Consider the following 21,526-nt stretch of genomic DNA (forward strand, 5'->3'; position numbering starts at 1 on the left):
AACGCAGCAAGAGAGACTTGCGAAAAACTCTCTGGGTGATAATGTGAGCGCTCCAGATCCAGATTTATCCGATTTGGGGACTCTTTTGCCGTCCTGGCGTGTGTGATCGTTTTATCAAGGAATAAGCAGTATGCGTAAAATCGCATTTTTTCTTGCGATGCTTTTATTGCCGTGCGTTTCATTTGCCGGTTTGCTGAGCAGCAGCAGCCCGACTACGCCTGTCAGCAAAGAATATAAGCAGCAATTAATGGGCTCCCCCGTTTATATCCAGATCTTCAAAGAAGAGCGAACGTTGGATCTGTACGTCAAGATGGGCGAACAGTATCAATTGCTCGACAGTTATAAGATCTGTAATTATTCCGGTGGCTTAGGGCCGAAACAGCGTCAGGGTGATTTCAAAAGTCCGGAAGGATTTTACAGCGTTCAGCGTGGACAGCTGAAACCGGATAGCCGCTTCTATAAAGCGATTAACATTGGTTTCCCTAATGCCTACGATCGCGCCCACGGTTATGAAGGTAAATACCTGATGATCCACGGCGCATGCGTTTCCGTCGGCTGCTATGCGATGACCGACAACGGCATTGATGAGATTTTCCAGTTTGTCACCGGCGCGTTGGTGTTCGGGCAGTCCAGCGTACAGGTTAGCATTTACCCGTTCCGCATGACCGATGCCAACATGCAGCGCCATAAGTTCTCGTATTACAAAGAGTTCTGGTCGCAGCTAAAACCGGGATACGATTACTTCGAACAAACGCGTAAGCCACCGACCGTTTCCGTCGTCGATGGCCGTTACGTTATCAGCAAGCCGTTGAGTCACGAAGTGGTTCAGCCGCAACTGGCATCAAACTACGCGCTCCCCGAGACAAAATAATGCCCACTCGCCTGGCATAATCTTTTGCCAGGTTTCATTGCCTGTTAACGGTTGAGTGGCAATCACGGTGACCACATCATTGGGTGTGGTCTCTGAGCTAAAATCAATCTCCACATCCTGATCCAGCAATGTCGCCACGCCAAACGGCGCACGCCGCGTGATCCAAAACAAATTGGTCGAGCAGAAGGCCATCACATAACGTCCGTCAGACAACAGCATGTTGAAGACGCCCTTCTCCCGCAGTTCTCCTGCCAGCATCGCGATATATTTAAACACCGCCGTCATATTGCCAGGCGTGCGCGGATAACGCTCCGTCAGCTTGTGGAGCAGCCAGCAGAAGGCTTTTTCGCTGTCGGTTTCACCGACCGGGCGGAAATTACCGGTCTCCAGTGATTTATAACCGCTGAGTTGCCCGTTATGGGCATACGTCCAGTTACGTCCCCATAGTTCACGGGTAAATGGATGGGTATTTTCCAGCGCTACTTCTCCACGATTCGCCTGACGAATATGGGCAATCACGGAACAGGATTTGATGGGATAGTCTTGTACCAGTTTGGCGATAGGCGAATTAAAGCTGGGTTGCGGATCTTTAAACGTACGGCAGCCCTTACCTTCATAAAACGTAATACCCCAGCCGTCTTTGTGCGGCCCGGTACCTCCGCCGCGCTGGACCAGCCCGGTGAAGCTAAAGCAGATATCGGTTGGCACATTGGCGCTCATCCCGAGCAGTTCGCACATACATCACCTACCTTAAAACCGTGAACTGCCTGATGGCGCTGCGCTTATCAGGCCTACGTGGCGCTCATGTAGGCCGGATACGGCTTCAGCCACCATCCGGCAATCGTCTTCTTATGGTTTAACCATCTCTTTTTCGATCAACTGGATCAGGATATGAATCACTTTGATATGAATTTCCTGAATACGATCAGCGTAGCCAAAGTGCGGCACGCGAATTTCGATATCCGCGCTGCCCGCCATTTTGCCGCCATCTTTACCGGTCAGGGTGATAACTTTCATCCCTTTCTCACGCGCTGCGGCAATCGCTTTAATTACGTTACCGGAATTACCCGAAGTCGAGATGCCTAACAGGACATCTCCCTCACGACCCACGGCTTCTACGTAGCGAGAGAACACATAATCGTAACCGAAATCGTTGCTGACGCAGGAGATATGGCTGACGTCAGAGATAGCGATAGCAGGGTAACCAGGACGGTTTTCACGATAGCGTCCGGTCAGCTCTTCGGCAAAGTGCATCGCGTCGCAATGGGAACCGCCGTTACCGCAAGAAAGTACCTTACCGCCGGCTTTAAAGCTGTCTGCCAACAGGACCGCCGCGCGCTGAATGGCGTGAATATTGGCGTCATCTTTAAGAAAATTAGCCAGCGTTTCCGCCGCTTCGCTCAGTTCGTTACGAATAAGATCCTGGTACATGAGGATATCCTTCAGCATGAATGTAAATGACAAGGTGCAGTGTACCGGATAGCGCTACCAGCGAGAAGTACAAGCCACAGGAATGGCTACGGCTTTTGATTTTTTGTGCCGGTTAAAACAGCAACAATGTGAGCTTTGTTGTAATTATTTTGTAAACACATTGCTAAAAGAATTTACATCCACTACAACCATATCATCACAAGTGGTCAGACCTCCTACAAGCAAGGGAGCTTTTCGTTATGATGATTTTGAGTATTATCGCTACGGTTGTTCTGCTCAGCGTTCTGTTTTATCACCGCGTGAGCTTATTCCTCAGCAGCTTAATTTTGCTCGCCTGGACGGCCGCGCTTGGCGTGGCTGGCCTGTGGTCAGTCTGGCTGCTGGTTCCTCTGGCCATTATTCTCGTACCGTTTAACTTTACGCCGATGCGCAAATCTATGATCTCTGCACCGGTGTTCCGCGGTTTCCGTAAAGTCATGCCGCCGATGTCGCGTACTGAGAAAGAAGCGATTGATGCTGGTACGACCTGGTGGGAAGGTGATCTGTTCCAGGGCAAACCTGACTGGAAAAAACTGCATAACTATCCTCAGCCGCATCTGACTGCTGAAGAGCAAGCGTTTATTGATGGTCCAGTGGAAGAAGCGTGCCGCATGGCGAACGACTTTCAGATCACTCACGAACTCGCGGATCTGCCTCCGGAACTGTGGGCATATCTGAAAGAACACCGCTTCTTCGCGATGATCATTAAGAAAGAGTACGGCGGGCTGGAATTCTCAGCATATGCTCAGGCTCGCGTTCTACAGAAACTCTCCGGCGTTTCTGGGATCCTGGCGATCACCGTTGGCGTGCCTAACTCATTAGGCCCAGGCGAACTGCTGCAACATTACGGCACCGAAGAGCAGAAAAATCATTATCTGCCGCGTCTGGCTCGCGGTCAGGAGATCCCATGCTTTGCTCTGACCAGCCCGGAAGCCGGCTCCGACGCAGGCGCGATCCCTGATACCGGCGTGGTTTGTATGGGCGACTGGCAGGGCCAGCAGGTGCTGGGTATGCGCCTGACCTGGAACAAACGCTATATCACGCTGGCGCCTATCGCTACCGTGCTGGGTCTGGCATTTAAACTCTCCGACCCGGAAAAACTGCTGGGTGGCGAAGAAGATCTTGGCATTACCTGTGCGCTGATCCCAACCTCAACGCCAGGTGTACAAATTGGGCGTCGTCACTTCCCGCTGAACGTGCCGTTCCAGAACGGTCCAACACTGGGCAAAGATGTGTTTGTACCAATTGATTACATCATCGGTGGTCCGAAAATGGCCGGTCAGGGCTGGCGCATGCTGGTGGAATGCCTGTCTGTGGGACGTGGTATTACCCTGCCATCTAACTCGACGGGCGGCGTGAAATCGGTCGCGATGGCCACCGGCGCGTATGCGCACATTCGTCGCCAGTTCAAAATCTCTATCGGCAAGATGGAAGGTATTGAAGAGCCGTTGGCACGTATTGCCGGTAACGCCTACGTGATGGACGCTGCGGCATCACTGATTACCTACGGCATTATGCTGGGTGAAAAACCGGCGGTGTTGTCGGCCATCGTGAAATATCACTGTACCCACCGCGGGCAGCAGTCAATCATCGATGCGATGGATATCACTGGCGGTAAAGGCATTATGCTTGGCGAAAGCAACTTCCTCGCCCGTGCTTATCAAGGTGCGCCAATCGCTATTACCGTTGAAGGTGCCAACATTCTGACCCGTAGCATGATGATCTTCGGTCAGGGTGCGATTCGCTGCCATCCGTATGTTCTGGAAGAGATGGCTGCGGCACAGAGTAACGATGTGAATGCGTTCGACAAGCTGCTGTTCAAACACATCGGTCACGTCGGCAGTAACAAAGTGCGTAGCTTCTGGCTTGGCCTGACGCGTGGTTTAACCAGCAGCACGCCAACTGGCGATGCGACCAAACGTTACTACCAGCACCTGAACCGTCTGAGCGCCAACCTGGCCCTGCTTTCAGATGTGTCGATGGCTGTACTGGGCGGTAGTCTGAAGCGTCGTGAACGTATCTCCGCACGTCTGGGCGATGTGTTAAGTCAGCTGTATCTGGCCTCCGCGGTGCTGAAGCGTTATGACGACGAAGGCCGTCATGAAGCGGACCTGCCGTTGGTTCACTGGGGCGTTCAGGATGCGTTGTACAAAGCGGAACAGGCGATGGACGATCTGCTGAAGAACTTCCCGAACCGTCTGGTCGCGGGCTTGCTGAATGTGGTTATCTTCCCTACCGGTCGCCACTACCATGCACCGTCTGACAAATTGGATCATAAAGTCGCGAAGATTTTGCAGGTTCCGAGCGCTACTCGTTCTCGTATTGGTCGCGGTCAATATCTGACGCCAAGCGAGCATAACCCGGTTGGTTTGCTGGAAGAGGCGCTGCTGGACGTGATTGCAGCCGACCCAATCCACCAGCGGATCTGTAAAGAGTTGGGTAAAAACCTGCCATTTACCCGTCTCGACGAACTGGCGCACAATGCGCTGGCGAAAGGGCTGATTGATAAAGATGAAGCCGCGATTCTGGTGAAAGCCGAAGCGAGCCGCCTGCGCAGTATCAACGTGGATGACTTTGAACCCGAGGAGCTGGCGACTCAGCCGGTAAAGCTGCCAGAGAAAGTGCGTAAAGTCGAAGCCGCATAACGACACTCGCACGACGTTTAGCCCCGCTTAATGCGGGGCTTTTTATTGCCACATTTTCATTAATGCTCATGCTACAGTGTCAAAATGTTGTTCAACGAGGAGCCTCGATCGTGCCTGGTTTGAAAATTACTCTGCTGCAACAACCATTGATCTGGATGGATGGCCCGGCCAACCTGCGCCATTTTGACCGACAACTGGAAACCGTCGCCGGACGTGATGTCATTATATTGCCTGAGATGTTTACCAGCGGATTTGCCATGGAAGCGGCAAATAAATCGTTGCCGCAAGAAGAAGTTGTAAGCTGGATGCGTAGCAAAGCGCAGCAGACAAATGCCCTGATAGCAGGTAGCGCGGCGATACAGTCTGAACGGGGGCCGGTGAATCGTTTTTTGCTGGTTGAACCCGAAGGTAATGTGCATTTCTACGACAAGCGCCATCTATTCCGCATGGCGGATGAGCACCAGCATTACCAGGCGGGTGACGCGCGCGTTATTGTTGAATGGCGCGGCTGGCGCATTCTGCCGTTGGTCTGTTATGACCTGCGTTTTCCGGTATGGTCGCGCAATCGCAACGATTACGACCTTGCGTTGTATGTTGCCAATTGGCCTGCGCCGCGTTCGCTACACTGGCAGGTTTTGCTCGCCGCACGGGCGATTGAGAACCAGGCTTATGTAGCAGGATGTAACCGCGTGGGCACTGACGGTAACGGGCATCATTATCGCGGTGACAGCCGGGTGATTAATCCGCAGGGTGAGATTATTGCCACCGCCGAGCCGCATCAGGCCACACGCATTGACGCAGAACTGTCTCTCTCAGCGCTGCGTGAATATCGCGAGAAATTTCCCGCCTGGCAGGATGCCGACCCGTTCACGCTATAACTATCGCCTTCACTCCCGCTGCATAACGTTTTTCCGTGGCGGGATTGTTTCACTCCGTAACCAACCGCAAAACAAATTCGCGTGGCGACATGCGGTGGGCATCGTATCCTGCAAAAGATAATCACTCGTAACCAGCGAGTGACTGACAATGTTAATAATTCCCTTATCAGGATCTCGACATGAAGAACTTCTTACGCATGACTTTGCTGGCAGTTACCGTGGCTGGCGCTTCTTTTAGCACGCTTGCAGCAACCACATCTAATGTTCCGGCTCCAGCCCAGGATCCGATAGTACAACATCTTAAGTTGAGCACTGACCAGATTGCGCAGATTAAAAAACTGCACCAGCAGCTTGAAACCAACGTAAGCCAGATTTCGGTGAAGGATGTTAAAGACGGCGCGTTGATTGACGTCATCAAGTCCGGGAAGTGGGATGAAACAGCCGTCAAAAAACAGCTTTCGGCATTCAGCAACATCGAACAGCAGGCGCGTTATTATCGCGTGAAATACTATTTTGACCTGAACAAAGTGCTGACTCCAGAACAGCGCCAGCAGGTGCAAAAAGACATCGCACAGACGCTAAGCGAGTAATTGCCTACACACTGCTGAAGGAAGGATGAACAACACTATACATAGGAAAATATCATATATTCCATCCATGAATTCACCATATGAATTATTAGTATGTTGTATGTGTGGCTGGCATCTTAAATTTGGCATGCTAATCCCAAAACAGGACATGCATCTCATTTATTTAAGATAATCCTGTGTAGGGTATACACATCAGTGAGTAATCTTGTAACTGTTAAATCAGGCAAGACAACGTTTGAAGTGATTATTACTTCTTACTTGTCTTGCCTTTTTTTTTGGAGCCATGAAATGATCATCGAAAAAGTCATGAACAATAATTGTGTGCTGGCATCGATGAATGGTCAGGAAGTCATCATTTCTGGCCCTGGCGTAGGTTACAACAGAAAAAATGGCATGTCTGTTCCACCACATCCTGCTAATCGATTTTTTTATGTCAGAAATGAAGAAAAAGGAAAATTATACAAACTGATAGAGAGAGTAGATATTGATTATGTTTTTGTATCTGAAAAAATAGTCCGTTATGCGGAGATAAATCTTGACAAAAAGTTGAACCTATCGCTTTTACTCATTCTTGCCGATCACATTTCGAATGCAGTCTCTCGATGCGCTGCTGGCATCCAAATCAATAATATATTCCTTGATGAGATAAAAGCATTATACAAGTCAGAGTATGCTATTAGTCGGGATGCTTTATCCATCGTCAATGAGCATTTTAACATCCGACTTCCAGATGATGAGATTGGTTTCATCGCCCTACATATTTTGAATAACTATGAAAACACCTCCAACTATGAATCTCTCAGGACTATAGAGTTCTCACAAAAAATCACAGATATTATTGAAAAAGTTTACGAGAAAAGAGTAGATCGCAACGCATTCAACTACTCACGTTTCATGACCCATTTAAAATATTTCTCCTGTCGGGTGCTATGCAACGAAAAGATAAAGAATAAAGACATCGGTGATATCTATGAACATTTTCTGGAGAAAGATTTAATCTTGCAACATTCTATTATAAAAATAGAAGAGTATTTAAAATCAGAGTTTAACTATGAACTGGCGATGGAAGAGAAGTTGTATCTTTCAATTCGCATTAAGGTATTGATGGACTGATTATATTTCACCTTATCACGAGACAGTTAATATGAAACAGAAAAAAGCCTGGAGTTTTTTTCAGAGCCTGGGTAAGGCATTTATGTATCCAATCGCTCTGCTAAGCGTATGCGGCATGATGTTAGGCCTGGGAAGTGGATTAGCCAGCGAGGAAATGGCTAAATTAATTCCTGTATTAGGGTACCCTGTTGTTAAATCATTTTTAGATTTTATTGTTAGCCTGGGTTTATTCGCTTTTGTTAATTTACCGGTATTATTTGCAATCGCCATCCCACTGGGTCTGTTGAAAGAAAAAGAAGATAAAGCATATGGCGCATTTTCCGGCCTGGTCGGGTTTATGGCAATGCATTTGGGAACAAATTTTTATCTTAAAAGTCACGGTCTGCTCGTCCCCACAGATCAGATGTCCACACATGGACAAACTATTATTCTGGGAATTCAGTCATACAATACCAGCGTATTGGGGGGAATCGTTGCAGGGTTGATGGTATTCGCCATGTACAAACGGATCGTCAATCTGCGTATCCCAGAGTCGTTGGGATTCTATAGTGGCCCACGCCTTGTTCCTATCATTACGTTAGTTGTCATGAGTGTTTTCGGCATCATAATCCCTTTTGTCTGGCCTCCTTTCTTTAACATGTTTATGTTAATCGGCCATTGGATATCCACCTCTGGTCCGGTAGGTTATTTCTTCTATGCCGTTGCAGAGCGCGTAACGATTCCCTTCGGACTAAATCATTTAGTCACATCTGTATTCAGATTTACGCCGATTGGCGGATCAGCAATCATCAACGGCGAGGAGTACTACGGCACTCTCAATATGTTTATGGTCTACGTCAAAGAAAACGCCGTCATTCCCTTAGACCTTGCCGGAAAAATGGAACAAGGTAAGCTAATGATCCAGTATGGTTTAGCAGGTGCGGCTCTTGCTATGTATCAGACTGCTCATGTACAAAATCGCAAGGCTATTAAAGCATTATTAATCTCTGCGGTGCTGACTGTGATTATTGGCGGTGTTAGCGAACCGATTGAATTTTTATTCCTGTTTGTCAGTCCTGTCTTATTTGTATTCCATGCTTTTATGAATGGCTTTGCAAATATGTTTTTACCGTATCTCGGCGTGAAAATGGGATTCACCGGCGATTTGATTCAGTTTATAAGCTTTGGCGTATTACGGGGTGCAAGAACTGGATGGCCAGTGGCTGTTTGTGTAGAAATCGCCTATTTTTTCATTTATTACATGGTATTTAAATGGGCCATTCTAAAATACAACTTAATGACTGTTGGCAGAGAAGACAGTGACATGGTTCCATCTGCAACAACAGCTGATGTGATAACACCGACTGTCCAACCAGTGGCAAATAGAAATACAGACGCCAGCACCGCTGAGAATATGATTGCGGCTCTCGGAGGAAAAGAAAACATTACCTCTCTGGATAACTGTGTTACACGTTTACGGCTAACAATCAAAGATATAGAAGCAATTGATGAAGCTGCCATTAAAAAGCAGGGAGGGATCGCAATTGTCAAACTCGATAAAAATACCTTACAGGTCATTATTGGTACAAAAGTCATCGCCTTGCGTAAAGATATGGATAAATGTATGGGGTTATGTTGATGGATATTTTTAACACGCCTATTTCGCGAAAAGGATCTTACTGCACGCAGTGGGACTTCTGCGAAGACAGATTTGGTGTACACGATATTATTCCTTTTTCCATATCTGATATGGATCTACCCATACCACAAGCAATTACCAAAGCGCTACAGAAAAGACTGGAACATCCTGTCCTCGGGTATAGTCGCTGGCAACATAGCGAATATCTCAACGCGATATGCCATTGGTATGGTCAGAAATATGATACGGTCATTGATGCTAACTGGATTACTTATAGTCCGAGTGTGATGTACTCAATCGCCAAAGCGCTAGAATTATTAACTGTACCTGAAGATAGCGTTCTGACTTTCACTCCAGCATATAATGCATTCTTTGATGTTATCAAAAATAGTGGAAGAAAATTACTCACTTCAACATTGATTAAAAATGATGATGGCCGGTATGGCATAGACTGGAACGACTTCAATGCCAGAGCAAAACATGCAAAGGTAATTTTATTGTGCAATCCACATAATCCAACAGGAAAAGTATGGTCTGAGCATGAGTTAATTAAAATTTCAGAGATATGTATAAAAAATAACTGTTGGCTGTTATCCGATGAGATCCACAGTGATTTCGCTTTTAGCCATAAATTTACGTCTGCACTTAAATTGCACTACGATAAAACGGTTGTTTTTAACTCTATCTCAAAAACATTTAATGTCCCTGCTCTAACGGGCTCGTATCTTATCGCACCTGACATTATCTTTAATGAAAAATTCAGGGTGATAACTCGTTATCGGGATTTTGTGAATTCACCTTCGGTATTGAATATCATTGCCACTATCGTTGCCTACAATGAGTGTGATGTATGGTTACAACAGTTGAAGTCACACCTTCAGTCAAACATTGATTTTGCTGTTCATTATGTTCAAGAAAATCTTTCACCTCTGAAACTCAGAGAATCTGAAGGTTGCTATTTTGCATGGATAGACTGTTCACACATCAGTTGTTCATTCGAAAAATTCTACGCCATGTTAATTCATGAAGGAAAAGTGGGGATCATGGCAGGCAACGTATATGGACCAGGTGGGGAAAACTATTTACGGTTAAATCTGGCTTGCAGCAGGGAAAAACTATACCAGGGCTTATCTCGGGTGGCTTACGTTATTGATAAAATTAATCAGGAAAACAGACATGAATAATACTGAGGTCATCTCACTCATTAAAGGATTTATGCGAAATGAGCAAAAAGCAGTTGAGGAAATTATTAATGCACCGCTTTCAGAAACCGCAACTCTTGTAAAAATACTGCAATCCTGTAGCGGAAAAGTTGTCTTTATCGGCGTAGGAAAATCAGGAATTATTGCAAAAAAATTGGCAGCGACATTTGCCAGCACCGGTACCCCCTCTTTTTTTATTCATGGAACAGAGGCTGTTCATGGCGATCTGGGCATGGTTACCAGTGAAGATGTTGTTATTTTGATATCCAATAGTGGTGAGACAGCAGAACTGTTAGCTACGCTACCAAGTCTGAAAAAAATGAAAAATTTTCTGGTCTCATTTACCCGAAGCCACAATTCGTCGCTGGCTATCTGCTGTGATTTATCGATTGAAATACCCGTAAAAAGTGAAGCCGACACCTTAGGTCTTGCTCCATCCTGCTCTTCTACGGCTGTTCTTGTCGTGGGAGATGCGGTAGCCCTCACGCTGTCAGAACTCAAGCAGTTTACCCGAACCGATTTTGGTTTATTTCATCCAGGAGGTGCTCTCGGCGTTAAAGTAAATTCATAACTTGTGTCATTTTTATTGTAACCGGTCTACGCCATCACAACCTGATGGCGTTCTCAGGTACGAGGTAACAGATATGAAAAATGTATTAATCACCGTTTCCAGTTTTTCGGCTCGTTGTGTAACCGGTTGCAAATTATTGCGCGATAATCAATATAATCTCATTTTCAAGAACAGTGTGAATCATCTTATCGCATCAGAATCAGATGAGTTGAGGGCATCTATTGATGCTGTCATTGCCGGAACGGATTGCTATGACGCCAGTGTGTTTTCTCTTCTACCAAAACTGAAAATCATCTCAAGATTTGGTACCGGCGTTGATAATATAGATACTGACGCGGCAAAAAAATCAGGCATTGTGGTTAATAATGCACGAGGCATCAATGCCAACGCTGTCGCCGAATTTATCATTGGCCTTATCTTTTCTGGTCTGAGAAATATTCCCGGTAATCATATGGACATGCAAAACGGCTATTGGGGATACTCGCTGGGAAATGAATTAAATGGTAAACGGGTAGGATTATTAGGTTTTGGGAATATTGCCAAAACGTTGGTTAAGAGGTTGTCCGGCTTCGAGATTGAAATTCTCGCGTACGACAAAAACCCAGATCATGAGGTAGCTGAAAAAATGGCTGTTAAGTTTGTGTCGGTTGACGACATCTTCATGCAGTCCAACGTCATTGTCGTGCTTCTCCCTTATACATCATCCTTAGAGAATTTTATCAGTCACAAATACCTTTCTATGATGAGAAATGGTGCCCTGCTCATCAATGCGGCTCGTGGGAAATTAATCGATGAACGCGCTTTGTTGCAGATGATTGATGAAAGGAATGTGTTTTCCGCCCTCGACGTATTTCAGCATGAACCTTTGCCACAATTCAGCCCTCTGCTACATTCCAGAAATATTATCACGACCCCACACATCGCCGCTGCGACGGTTGAATCGTACCACCAGACAGGTATCCATACCGCGCGGTCAGTTATTGATTTTTTTGATGGTAAAATGATAGATAATATTTTGCAGTGATTAAAACGACGAAAGCCTGAATCATTTCTGATTCAGGCTTTCTGAATAGTGGCGGAATGGACGGGACTCGAACCCGCGACCCCCTGCGTGACAGGCAGGTATTCTAACCAACTGAACTACCACTCCGCGTTGTGTTCCGCTTGGGAACGAAGCGAATATTACGGATTGCCTCGCACCTCGTCAACGCTTTTTCTCACGTTTTTTAATCGTTTGCTGCAAAAATCACCCGAATGGCCATTTTCATACCGTAAATGTACAAACTATGCCCGCCAGAGGCAACTTCCGCCTTTCTTCTGCACCAGGTCAAGGCGTGACTCATGGGCCGCTAACTCTTCATCAGTGGCGAAAACAACACGTAGTTTGCTGGACTGGCGCACAATACGCTGGATCCCTGTGTCATTCCTCTGCTGGCTGTCGCCTTCCATTGAGAACGCCATCGTGGTCTGCCCGCCGGTCATCATCAGATAAACGTCGGCCAGAATCTGGGCATCAAGCAATGCGCCGTGCAGGGTTCGTTTACTGTTGTCTATCTCATAGCGCGAGCACAACGCATCAAGGCTGTTTCGCTTGCCAGGAAACATTTTCCTCGCCAGCGCCAGGCTATCGGTTATTTTGCAGAATTCGTTCGTCTTCGGAATATCCCGCTTGAGCTTCGCGAACTCGTAATCCATAAAACCGATATCGAACGATGCGTTATGGATGACCAGCTCCGCGCCGCGAATGTAGTCGAGAAATTCGTCGGCTACATCAGCAAACGTGGGTTTATCAAGCAGGAATTCGTCTGCGATTCCGTGTACGCCGAACGCTTCCGGGTCCACCAGCCGATCCGGCTTCAGATAAACATGGAAGTTATTGCCGGTCAGGCGGCGGTTCACCACTTCAACCGCACCGATCTCAATGATCTTATGGCCTTCATAGTGGGCGCCAATCTGGTTCATACCGGTGGTTTCGGTATCGAGGACGATCTGTCGTGTAATTCCAGTGCTCATAACGGTCATTTATGTCAGACTTATCGTTTGATTTCGATTTGCTAAAACAGGAAGTCTACCAGAGATGCTTAAACAGGTAGAAATTTTCACCGATGGTTCTTGCCTGGGAAATCCAGGACCGGGTGGTTATGGGGCGATTTTACGCTATCGCGGGCGCGAAAAAACCTTTAGCGAAGGCTACAACCTTACAACTAATAATCGCATGGAGCTGATGGCAGCAATCGTTGCGCTGGAAGCCCTGAAAGAACAGTGTGAAGTGATACTCAGCACGGACAGCCAGTATGTGCGCCAGGGCATTACGCAGTGGATCCACAACTGGAAGAAGCGTGGCTGGAAAACAGCAGATAAAAAACCAGTGAAGAACGTCGATCTGTGGAAGCGTCTCGATGCCGCTTTAGGCCCTCATCAAATCAAATGGGAATGGGTTAAAGGCCATGCGGGCCATCCGGAAAACGAACGCTGCGATGAGCTTGCGCGCACCGCGGCCATGAGCCCGACTCAGGATGATATTGGGTATCAGACTGAGGCTTAAGCGTCCGGTTTACGGTATTGCCGGGTCGCGCCAACAGCATGACGGATAGGCGTTTTGCTTTTATTTTGTTTCATCGGGTTGAGTGTAAGCGGAATGGTTCGCTTGCGCGCAACCACCAACTGTAAACAGCCCAGCGCGGGGATATGGGTGCTTAACATTTTCCCGCCCTTCTTATTCCAGGGCAGAACATGAAAACGACTATAGTGCAGCACTTCAAAATTCAGTAATGATAGCCAGTCCAATTGACGCATGAGGGTAAACATCCGACTGTTATAGGGCGATATCTTACGCAATACGGGCACCAGTTTACGCAAACCCATCAGGCTTACCGGGTTAAAGCCGCTCAAAATCAACCAACCGTCATCAATCAACACGCGATCGGCTTCACGCAGTAGGCGATGCGGATCGGAACACCACGGTAACGTATGGGCCAATAAACAGACATCCACGGACTTATCGGCAAAGGGAAGATGCAAAGGATCGGCCGTCACCTGCATGGGAGAACCCTGCAAAGAAACATTTACCTGATGAGAAACTGCGCACGCTTCGGAATCGATTTCTGCGCTTAAATTACCAACCTTAAGCAGATGAAAACCGTACATTTTTGCGAACCACGGGTTAAGCTGATACTCCAGCGCCTCACGATAGTGTTCGCCCCAGGGCAGATCATCCCAGCTAACGGGCGCTACGACAGTTTGAGGGATCCTTGCCGGTTTCATCACAACCTTCCGTTACGCATTGAGAGGTAATATATGAATCTTAACAGTATTCCTGCATTTCAGGACAATTACATCTGGGTCTTGTCAAATAATGACCAGCATTGTCTGATTGTGGACCCGGGTGAAGCGGCTCCTGTTCTGAAAGCCATTGCAGAGCATAACTGGGTGCCTGAAGCCATTCTGCTAACCCATCATCATCAGGATCACGTGGGCGGAGTGAAAGAACTTCTGCAGCATTTCCCACAAATAGTGGTATACGGACCGGCTGAAACGCAAGATAAGGGAACGACACACATAGTCGAAGATGGCGATATTGCACTCGTTTTGGGGCATGAATTTAGGGTAATTGCTACTCCGGGTCACACTTTAGGACATATCTGTTACTTTAGCCATCCTTACTTATTTTGTGGTGACACACTCTTTTCTGGCGGTTGCGGTCGACTTTTCGAAGGCACAGCGACCCAAATGTATCAATCACTTAAAAAAATAAACGCCCTTCCTGACGATACATTAATTTGTTGCGCACATGAGTACACATTAGCAAACATGAAGTTTTCCTTAAGCATTCTCCCGCACGATTCGTTCATAAATGAATATTATCGTAAAGTTAATGAGTTACGCGTAAAAAAACAAATGACACTACCCGTAATTCTGAAAAATGAGCGGCGAAATAATCTTTTTTTAAGAACGGAAGATATTGATTTAATTAATGAAATTAACAAAGAAACAATATTGCAACAACCTGAGGAGCGTTTTGCCTGGTTAAGGTCAAAGAAAGATACGTTCTGACAATTCCGGGTTGCCTTTTGAAAACTTCGCCGTTATGATCGGTCGTCTTTTAAGCAACTATTGACACACACATGAAGGCAAAAGCGATATTACTCGCCTCTGTCCTGCTTGTTGGGTGCCAGAATACTGGTAACGTCCAACAACACGCACAGAGCCTTTCTGCAGCTGGTCAAGGGGAAGCAGGAAAGTTTACAAGTCAGGCGCGATGGATGGACGACGGAACATCTATCGCTGCTGATCAAGATTTGTGGGCTTTCATTGGTGACGAGCTAAAGATGGGAATTCCGGAAAACAGCCGGATTCGCGAACAGAAACAGAAGTATTTACGCAATAAGAGCTATCTCCACGATGTAACTTTACGGGCAGAGCCGTATATGTACTGGATAGCCGGGCAGGTTAAGAAACGTAACATGCCTATGGAACTGGTACTACTACCCATAGTGGAGAGCGCTTTTGATCCTCACGCAACGTCTGGCGCCAATGCCGCAGGTATTTGGCAGATCATTCCGAGCACGGGGCGCAATTATGGTTTAAAACAGACCCGCAGTTATGATGCACGTCGCGACGTTGTGGCTTCCACCACCGCCGCGCTGGACATGATGCAGCGTCTGAACAAGATGTTTGATGGCGACTGGCTGCTGACCGTTGCTGCTTATAATAGCGGTGAAGGTCGTGTCATGAAGGCAATCAAAACGAACAAAGCTCGTGGTAAACCCACTGACTTCTGGTCGTTGCCATTGCCTCAGGAAACGAAGCTATACGTGCCCAAAATGCTGGCATTGAGCGATATACTCAAAAACAGCAAACGCTATGGCGTACGTCTGCCAACAACAGACGAAAGCCGCGCGTTGGCACGTGTTCGCCTGAGTAGCCCGGTTGAGATGGCTCAGGTTGCCGATATGGCGGGTATTTCCGTTAGCAAGCTGAAGACCTTCAATGCAGGCGTGAAAGGTTCCACGTTGGGTGCCAGCGGCCCGCAATATGTGATGGTGCCAAAGAAGCATGCAGAGAAGCTGCGTGAGTCTCTGGCTTCAGGCGAAATTGCAGCCGTGCAGTCAACGCTGGTCGCGGATAACACGCCGCTGAACAGCCGTAGCTACAAAGTTCGCTCTGGCGATACGCTTTCTGGCGTTGCTTCACGTCTTGGCGTGAGCATCAATGACCTTAAGCAGTGGAATAATCTGCGCGGGTCATCGCTGAAAGTAGGCCAGAATCTGACGGTGGGCGCTGGCAGCAGCGCACAGCGACTGGCGAACAACAGCGATAGCATCACCTATCGTGTGCGTAAAGGCGACTCGCTCTCGAGTATTGCCAAACGCCACGGGGTTAACATCAAGGATGTGATGCGCTGGAACAGCGATACGAATAATCTACAGCCAGGCGATCAGCTAACGTTGTTTGTGAAAAACAACGACATGCCGGACTCCTGATAGCATTGTAGAAATGAAGGCACTGGTTTCCCCCCAGTGCCTTTTTCATTTATCCCGCTTTATGTGCCTCAACCATTATCGTGTCGCTGGTAAACGAGCCATCTCCCTGTAACGCAAAGTAGTCTTTCACTTGTGCAGAAGCACTTTGTTGGTAGGCACGAATCGCGTCGCTCAACGCTGCAGGCGTACGCATCCGCGCCACCCACGAACTGAATTCCAGCGCCAGACGATCGGTTAACAAGGTATCGGCAATCAGATTGGCGTCATTGATTAACGACAACCACTCTCCGCTGGAATAGTTGCGTACGTGTGAGGTATCGCGTAATGCCTCCACGGTTTGCAACCAGATATCACGTACTGGGTGGCCAGGCGACATCACATCCATCACAATCAGTACACCACCGGGCTTCAGAACGCGGTTCACTTCCCGCAGCGCGCGCCCGACATCATGCCAGTGATGCGCGGAATAGCGGCTAATCACCACATCAAATACGTTATCTTCAAATGGCAGGCTCTCAGCATACCCCTGCCGTGTGGCGATATTTTCCAGGCCTCGGTCTTTTGCCGCCTCAGCAACCACTTCAAGCATCTGCGACGATAAATCATAAGCCACGACCTGCTTTACGTGTTGCGCGGCCACAAAGCTGGCGTGCCCTGCTCCGCATCCCATATCCAATACGCGAGCCTGCGGAAATGCCGACAACCTTTCCCCCAGACGTTGCAAGTCACGGCCAGAGGCGTGCACCGTACTGGTTAAATAGGCATTAGCCTGAGAGCCAAACTGTTTTTCGACGTTGTCATGGTGAGAGCGTGTTGTCATTGTGTTGTCCTTCGGTTGTTATGAAATATGAAGGGCAACCATCACAGGCCTGCCCTATGGCAGACCTGACACACCGTTATTGTTCAGGTTTGCCGGGACTGAATTCAACGAGTAGCGGGTTGTGATCGGATGCACGGGTGACCAGCACAGAGGCTTCACTCACGTTCAGACCGCGATAGAACACAAAATCAAGAGGGCGACCAAACGCACGGCGGCGCTGATCGTCAGTAAAGCGAACCTGGCGCAGCGACATTTCACGCGCAAAGCGGTACAGCGCATTCATCCGTCGACGGCTCCAGGCATTAAAATCGCCGGCCATGATCACCGGACCGCTGTGATGAGCAATCTGATCTCCAATGGGAAGTAACTGCTTACTATAGACATCAACGCCAAGGCTAAAGTTAACCGCGTGGATATTCACCACCATTAACAGCCGAGTGTCAGGCAACGGGTACACCGTCACCAGCGCCGATTTCGCCAGCCGTAAAATAGGCTCACGCTCGCGCAATGGACAGCAGTAAACAGGATGAGCAGCAGAGAGCGTCATGACGCCAGAGGGATGCTGAGGCAGCACAAAGGCCGGAACCTGATCGGCAGCAAGATAGTTAGCGGTCGCAAACTGCACCAGTTCTGGCGTGGTTTGTGCTTCCTGCAATAACACCAGATGCGCATCTTTGCCAAAATTCTTCAGCACCGACTGCCATTCTGCGCGCTGCTGTTTAAAAATATTCCATACCAGCACACGAATGCGATCTTCACTGCTTAACGGAACGCCTGCGGGTAATGCCTGGCCAATATGCGCAAACGACCCCGGCGGTAAAATCCGCTCGGCGGGTTGTCCGGCAACATAACGCATGGCATAGGTGTTTTTTCGCACTTTAGACTTTCAAACCTCTGTAACGTCAACCAGTCCGCAGCCGGACTGGTTCTTCTGTTATAGGGATTTTAGCACTCACTTTCAACGAACAATTGCAGTTTGTTTTGTAAGTGGGCGCTTACATCAATGATTTACCCCAAAGCAACGCGCGCGGGCTTATCAAGACGACCGCTGAGTCCCATCAGAAGGAAAGCAACCAGGACAATAAGTGCACCAATCCACGGCGTCTGCGCCAGACCATAATGCTCGACCGTTTGTCCACCAATCACTGAACCCAGTGCAATGCCAATATTAAACGCCGCAATGTTCAACCCTGACGCCACATCTACAGCATTAGGCGTAAATTGTTCCGCTTTCTGTACCACGTAGACCTGCAACCCCGGTACGTTACCAAAGGCAAAGATCCCCATTACCAGGATGGTAGCCAGCGCGGCATACTGCGTAGAAGCCGTCAGTTGGAAAACCATCAACAGAACAAACAACGCGGCGAAAATGAATTTCAGCGCAGGAACAGCACCATGCTTATCCGCCAGCTTACCACCCCAGATATTACCGATAGCCACTGAAACACCGTAACCCAGTAAGATCCAGCTTACTGCTGCCGGAGAGAATCCCGCCAGATCCTGCATCATCGGTGCCAGGAAGGTGAATGCCGTGAATACACCGCCGTAGCCCAGTGCCGTAACGGCATAAATCAGCAACAGACGGGGATGAGTCAGCACCTTCACCTGGTCGCGAATGCTGGCGGCTGCACGACCGGGAATGTTGGCGGGGATCAACAACTGGCTACTGATCAGTGCAATCACGCCTAACATTGATACCGCAAGGAAAGTCTCGCGCCAGCCAAAGTGTTGACCAATAAACGTTCCCAGCGGCACGCCGGTTACCAGCGCCACCGTTAAGCCACCAAACATAATGGCGATGGCGGAGGCCGCTTTCTCTTTCGGCACCAGACTTGTCGCGATGGTAGAACCAATCGAGAAGAATACACCGTGTGCCAGCCCAGTCAGCAGACGAGCGACAATGAGTGTCATATACCCGGGAGCCTGCCATGCCAGCAAATTCCCCGCCGTAAACAGAACCATCAGCGCAACCAGTAACTGCTTACGTGGCAGGCGTCCGGTCAAAGCGGTCAGTACCGGTGCGCCAATCGCCACACCCAGCGCATAGATGGAAACCAGCATCCCGGCGGAAGGTAACGAGATCGCCAGTTGTTGAGCGATAGTCGGCACCAGACCAACAATCACAAACTCAGTAGTGCCTATAGCGAAGGCACTAATTGTTAGTGCAAATAAAGCGAGAGGCATAAATAACTCCGTAACATCAGTAATCAGATGACACGCAGTATGCCTGGATGTTTTAATGACAAAAATATTCAAAATCTCAATATAATTTTGCGTCAGGTGCAAAAATGAAAGCAACCTCTGAAGAACTTGCGATTTTTGTAGCGGTAGTGGAAAGCGGCAGCTTTAGCCGGGCGGCAGAACAGCTTGGACAAGCCAATTCCGCGGTCAGTCGGGCAGTAAAAAAGCTGGAGATGAAACTGGGCGTCAGTTTGCTTAATCGAACGACCCGACAGCTAAGTCTCACTGAGGAAGGAGAGCGCTATTTCAGGCGGGTGCAGCAGATACTGCAAGAGATGGGTGCAGCAGAAACGGAAATCATGGAGTCGCGTAATACTCCGCGCGGCCTGCTGCGCATCGACGCAGCAACACCGGTGATGTTGCATTTCCTGATGCCGCTAATCAAACCGTTCCGGGAGCGGTATCCCGAGATGACGTTGTCTCTCGTCTCCTCGGAAACATTCATCAATCTTATTGAACGAAAAGTGGATGTTGCTATACGAGCGGGCACACTGACTGACTCGAGTCTACGTGCGCGTCCGTTATTTACCAGCTATCGCAAGATTATTGCCTCACCGGAGTACATTGCCCGTTTTGGTAGACCAGAGACCGTCGAGGAGTTAAAACAGCATCTGTGTCTGGGGTTTTCCGAACCGGTTTCGCTCAATACCTGGCCGATTGCCTGTAGCGACGGACAGCTGCATGAGGTCGAGTGTGGCATTTCTTCCAACAGTGGGGAAACGCTAAAACAGCTTTGCCTGAACGGCAACGGCATCGCCTGTCTTTCAGATTATATGATAGATAAAGAGATCGCGCGGGGAGAGCTAGTGGAACTGCTGGCCGATAAACGTCTGCCGGTAAAAATGCCTTTCAGCGCCGTTTACTACAGCGATCGTGCGGTCAGTACACGTATTCGTGCATTTATAGACTTTTTAAGTGAATATATAAGAACAGCTCCCGAAGGAGCTGTAAAAGAGGGGTAAGGGATACACAGGATCGGGCAATTAATCCCAGGCAGGAGCCAGACCTTCCGGGCTGACCAGACGATCGTTGCAGTCCAGTGCCGCGATCATTTTTTTATCTTCGGCATCCAGATGCAGTTCCAGCGCCAGCAGGTTGCTTGCCAGGTTTTCACGTTTGGTAGAAGAAGGAATTACGGAGTAACCTTCCCCCATTGCCCATGCCAGAATAACCTGCGCCGGGGTCGCGTTATGTTTAGCGGCAATGTGCGCAATCACTTCATCTTTCAGCGCGTTACCGTAAGCCAGCGTCATGTAAGAGGTGATGTGGATACCGTGTGCTTTCGCCCAGTCAACCACCTTACGGCTCTGAAGATACGGAGAAAGCTCAATCTGGTTGGTCGCAATATTGTCTGCGCCTACTGCGGCAATGGCTTTTTCCATCAGCGCAATAGTGAAGTTTGAGATACCAATTTCACGAGTCAGTCCCTGCTGTTTTGCTTCGAGCAGCGCCAGCATGAATTCCTCAACAGATACAGCATCTCCTGGAGATGGCCAGTGGATCAGCGCCAAATCAACATAATCTGTACGCAGTTTCTTCAGGCTTTCTTTCAGACTTGGGAGCAGTTTTTCTTTGCTGAGATTTTCAATCCAGATCTTGGTGGTGATGTACAGTTCGTTACGCGGTACGCCGCTTTCGGCAATCGCCTGACCAACAGTCGCTTCATTATCATAGATTTGCGCAGTGTCGACAGCACGGTAGCCTAGTTCAAGCGCCGTTTTAACAGAAGCGATAACCACGTCGTCTTTCAGGCGGAAAGTACCCAAACCGAATGCAGGGATAGCCATAGAATTCCTCTTTTTAATCACTATGTTCATCAACTAAGAGGATTATGACTTCCAGCTCTTTATATAAAAAGAGTGATAAATGCAGAGGATTTTTGCGGATGTAGCAATAATTAAATTGCAGGCAAAGAAAAAGCCCTGAGCTAATGCTCAGGGCTCTTAATAAGTGGCGGAACGGACGGGACTCGAACCCGCGACCCCCTGCGTGACAGGCAGGTATTCTAACCAACTGAACTACCG

General features: G+C 48.3%; 21 protein-coding genes, 1 tRNA gene and 1 pseudogene. 14 read left to right on the forward strand and 9 right to left on the reverse strand.

Going from position 1 to position 21,526, the window contains the following annotated elements; all coding sequences use genetic code 11:
• Positions 1-130: 130 nt before the first annotated feature.
• Positions 131-871: a peptidoglycan meso-diaminopimelic acid protein amidase gene (dpaA, locus tag OGV85_RS24270; RefSeq protein ID WP_003843847.1), complete on the forward strand. Its 741-nt coding sequence runs from the start codon at positions 131-133 to the stop codon at positions 869-871.
• Here dpaA and OGV85_RS24275 read toward each other — a convergent pair.
• Together OGV85_RS24275 and lpcA are read right to left on the reverse strand one after the other, a co-directional pair.
• A complete protein-coding gene (locus OGV85_RS24275) occupies positions 842-1,609 on the reverse strand; it encodes a class II glutamine amidotransferase (protein ID WP_003031388.1) in 768 nt (255 codons plus the stop codon). The genes dpaA and OGV85_RS24275 overlap by 30 nt on opposite strands.
• Before the next feature lie 111 nt (positions 1,610-1,720).
• Positions 1,721-2,302 (reverse strand): D-sedoheptulose 7-phosphate isomerase, encoded by a 582-nt coding sequence (gene lpcA / locus OGV85_RS24280; RefSeq protein ID WP_003031390.1) that lies wholly within the window; start codon positions 2,300-2,302, stop codon positions 1,721-1,723.
• A gap of 239 nt (positions 2,303-2,541) precedes the next feature.
• Here lpcA and fadE point away from each other — a divergent pair, with 239 nt between their 5' ends.
• The 9 genes and pseudogenes from fadE (at position 2,542) to OGV85_RS24320 (ending at position 11,982) form a co-directional block, all read left to right on the forward strand.
• Positions 2,542-4,986, forward strand: coding sequence for an acyl-CoA dehydrogenase FadE (gene fadE / locus OGV85_RS24285; RefSeq protein WP_003031392.1), 2,445 nt, complete (start codon positions 2,542-2,544; stop codon positions 4,984-4,986).
• 110 nt (positions 4,987-5,096) lie between these two features.
• Positions 5,097-5,864, forward strand: coding sequence for an amidohydrolase (locus OGV85_RS24290; protein WP_032948587.1), 768 nt, complete (start codon positions 5,097-5,099; stop codon positions 5,862-5,864).
• 179 nt (positions 5,865-6,043) lie between these two features.
• Complete coding sequence (locus tag OGV85_RS24295; protein ID WP_003838871.1) at positions 6,044-6,454, forward strand: Spy/CpxP family protein refolding chaperone; 411 nt, start codon at positions 6,044-6,046, stop codon at positions 6,452-6,454.
• A gap of 288 nt (positions 6,455-6,742) precedes the next feature.
• Positions 6,743-7,567, forward strand: coding sequence for a PRD domain-containing protein (locus OGV85_RS24300; RefSeq protein WP_134216162.1), 825 nt, complete (start codon positions 6,743-6,745; stop codon positions 7,565-7,567).
• 31 nt (positions 7,568-7,598) lie between these two features.
• Positions 7,599-8,871 (forward strand): annotated as a pseudogene (locus OGV85_RS24305) (PTS transporter subunit EIIC); the annotation flags it as partial.
• Positions 8,871-9,185: a PTS sugar transporter subunit IIB gene (locus OGV85_RS24620; protein ID WP_369702075.1), complete on the forward strand. Its 315-nt coding sequence runs from the start codon at positions 8,871-8,873 to the stop codon at positions 9,183-9,185. The pseudogene OGV85_RS24305 and the gene OGV85_RS24620, both read left to right, overlap by 1 nt.
• A complete protein-coding gene (locus tag OGV85_RS24310; protein ID WP_181522652.1) occupies positions 9,185-10,369 on the forward strand; it encodes a MalY/PatB family protein in 1,185 nt (394 codons plus the stop codon). The genes OGV85_RS24620 and OGV85_RS24310 overlap by 1 nt, the downstream gene beginning before the upstream one ends.
• Entirely contained in the window at positions 10,362-10,958 is a 597-nt protein-coding gene (locus OGV85_RS24315; protein WP_032937066.1) for a KpsF/GutQ family sugar-phosphate isomerase, read from the forward strand. The genes OGV85_RS24310 and OGV85_RS24315 overlap by 8 nt, the downstream gene beginning before the upstream one ends.
• A 73-nt stretch (positions 10,959-11,031) precedes the next feature.
• Positions 11,032-11,982, forward strand: coding sequence for a phosphoglycerate dehydrogenase (locus tag OGV85_RS24320; protein ID WP_057064478.1), 951 nt, complete (start codon positions 11,032-11,034; stop codon positions 11,980-11,982).
• Positions 11,983-12,031: 49 nt separating this feature from the next.
• Here the strand turns inward: OGV85_RS24320 and OGV85_RS24325 are convergent.
• Positions 12,032-12,108, reverse strand: a tRNA-Asp gene (locus OGV85_RS24325).
• 134 nt (positions 12,109-12,242) lie between these two features.
• Positions 12,243-12,971, reverse strand: a complete 729-nt coding sequence (gene dnaQ / locus OGV85_RS24330; protein ID WP_003031410.1) for a DNA polymerase III subunit epsilon — start codon at positions 12,969-12,971, stop codon at positions 12,243-12,245.
• Between the two features lie 64 nt (positions 12,972-13,035).
• Between dnaQ and rnhA the strand changes: the two genes are divergently transcribed.
• Positions 13,036-13,503, forward strand: a complete 468-nt coding sequence (rnhA, locus tag OGV85_RS24335; protein ID WP_003838896.1) for a ribonuclease HI — start codon at positions 13,036-13,038, stop codon at positions 13,501-13,503.
• Here the strand turns inward: rnhA and OGV85_RS24340 are convergent.
• Complete coding sequence (locus OGV85_RS24340) at positions 13,500-14,222, reverse strand: class I SAM-dependent methyltransferase (protein WP_060855489.1); 723 nt, start codon at positions 14,220-14,222, stop codon at positions 13,500-13,502. The two genes, rnhA and OGV85_RS24340, sit on opposite strands and share 4 nt — an antisense overlap.
• A 33-nt stretch (positions 14,223-14,255) precedes the next feature.
• Between OGV85_RS24340 and gloB the strand changes: the two genes are divergently transcribed.
• Positions 14,256-15,011, forward strand: a complete 756-nt coding sequence (gene gloB / locus OGV85_RS24345) for a hydroxyacylglutathione hydrolase (protein WP_049016140.1) — start codon at positions 14,256-14,258, stop codon at positions 15,009-15,011.
• Positions 15,012-15,082: 71 nt separating this feature from the next.
• On the forward strand, positions 15,083-16,441 hold the full coding sequence (gene mltD / locus OGV85_RS24350; protein ID WP_003031421.1) for a murein transglycosylase D: 1,359 nt from the start codon (positions 15,083-15,085) through the stop codon (positions 16,439-16,441).
• Between the two features lie 49 nt (positions 16,442-16,490).
• Here mltD and OGV85_RS24355 read toward each other — a convergent pair whose 3' ends face one another.
• The 3 genes from OGV85_RS24355 to OGV85_RS24365 form a co-directional block, all read right to left on the reverse strand.
• The gene (locus tag OGV85_RS24355) at positions 16,491-17,261 is read right to left on the reverse strand and encodes a class I SAM-dependent methyltransferase (RefSeq protein WP_061548399.1); all 771 of its coding nucleotides are present in this window, start codon (positions 17,259-17,261) and stop codon (positions 16,491-16,493) included.
• 76 nt (positions 17,262-17,337) lie between these two features.
• Positions 17,338-18,138 (reverse strand): endonuclease/exonuclease/phosphatase family protein, encoded by an 801-nt coding sequence (locus OGV85_RS24360; RefSeq protein WP_003031427.1) that lies wholly within the window; start codon positions 18,136-18,138, stop codon positions 17,338-17,340.
• A gap of 131 nt (positions 18,139-18,269) precedes the next feature.
• Positions 18,270-19,445, reverse strand: coding sequence for an MFS transporter (locus OGV85_RS24365; RefSeq protein ID WP_003838907.1), 1,176 nt, complete (start codon positions 19,443-19,445; stop codon positions 18,270-18,272).
• Positions 19,446-19,549: 104 nt separating this feature from the next.
• On the opposite strand from OGV85_RS24365, the gene yafC reads away from it, so the two are divergent.
• Entirely contained in the window at positions 19,550-20,464 is a 915-nt protein-coding gene (gene yafC, locus OGV85_RS24370) for a DNA-binding transcriptional regulator YafC (RefSeq protein WP_061548398.1), read from the forward strand.
• 21 nt (positions 20,465-20,485) lie between these two features.
• Here yafC and dkgB read toward each other — a convergent pair whose 3' ends face one another.
• Complete coding sequence (gene dkgB, locus OGV85_RS24375) at positions 20,486-21,289, reverse strand: 2,5-didehydrogluconate reductase DkgB (RefSeq protein WP_003031432.1); 804 nt, start codon at positions 21,287-21,289, stop codon at positions 20,486-20,488.
• Positions 21,290-21,526: the final 237 nt, after the last annotated feature.

The sequence above is a fragment of the Citrobacter sp. Cf132 genome, assembly GCF_030333885.1.
Lineage (GTDB): Bacteria > Pseudomonadota > Gammaproteobacteria > Enterobacterales > Enterobacteriaceae > Citrobacter > Citrobacter freundii.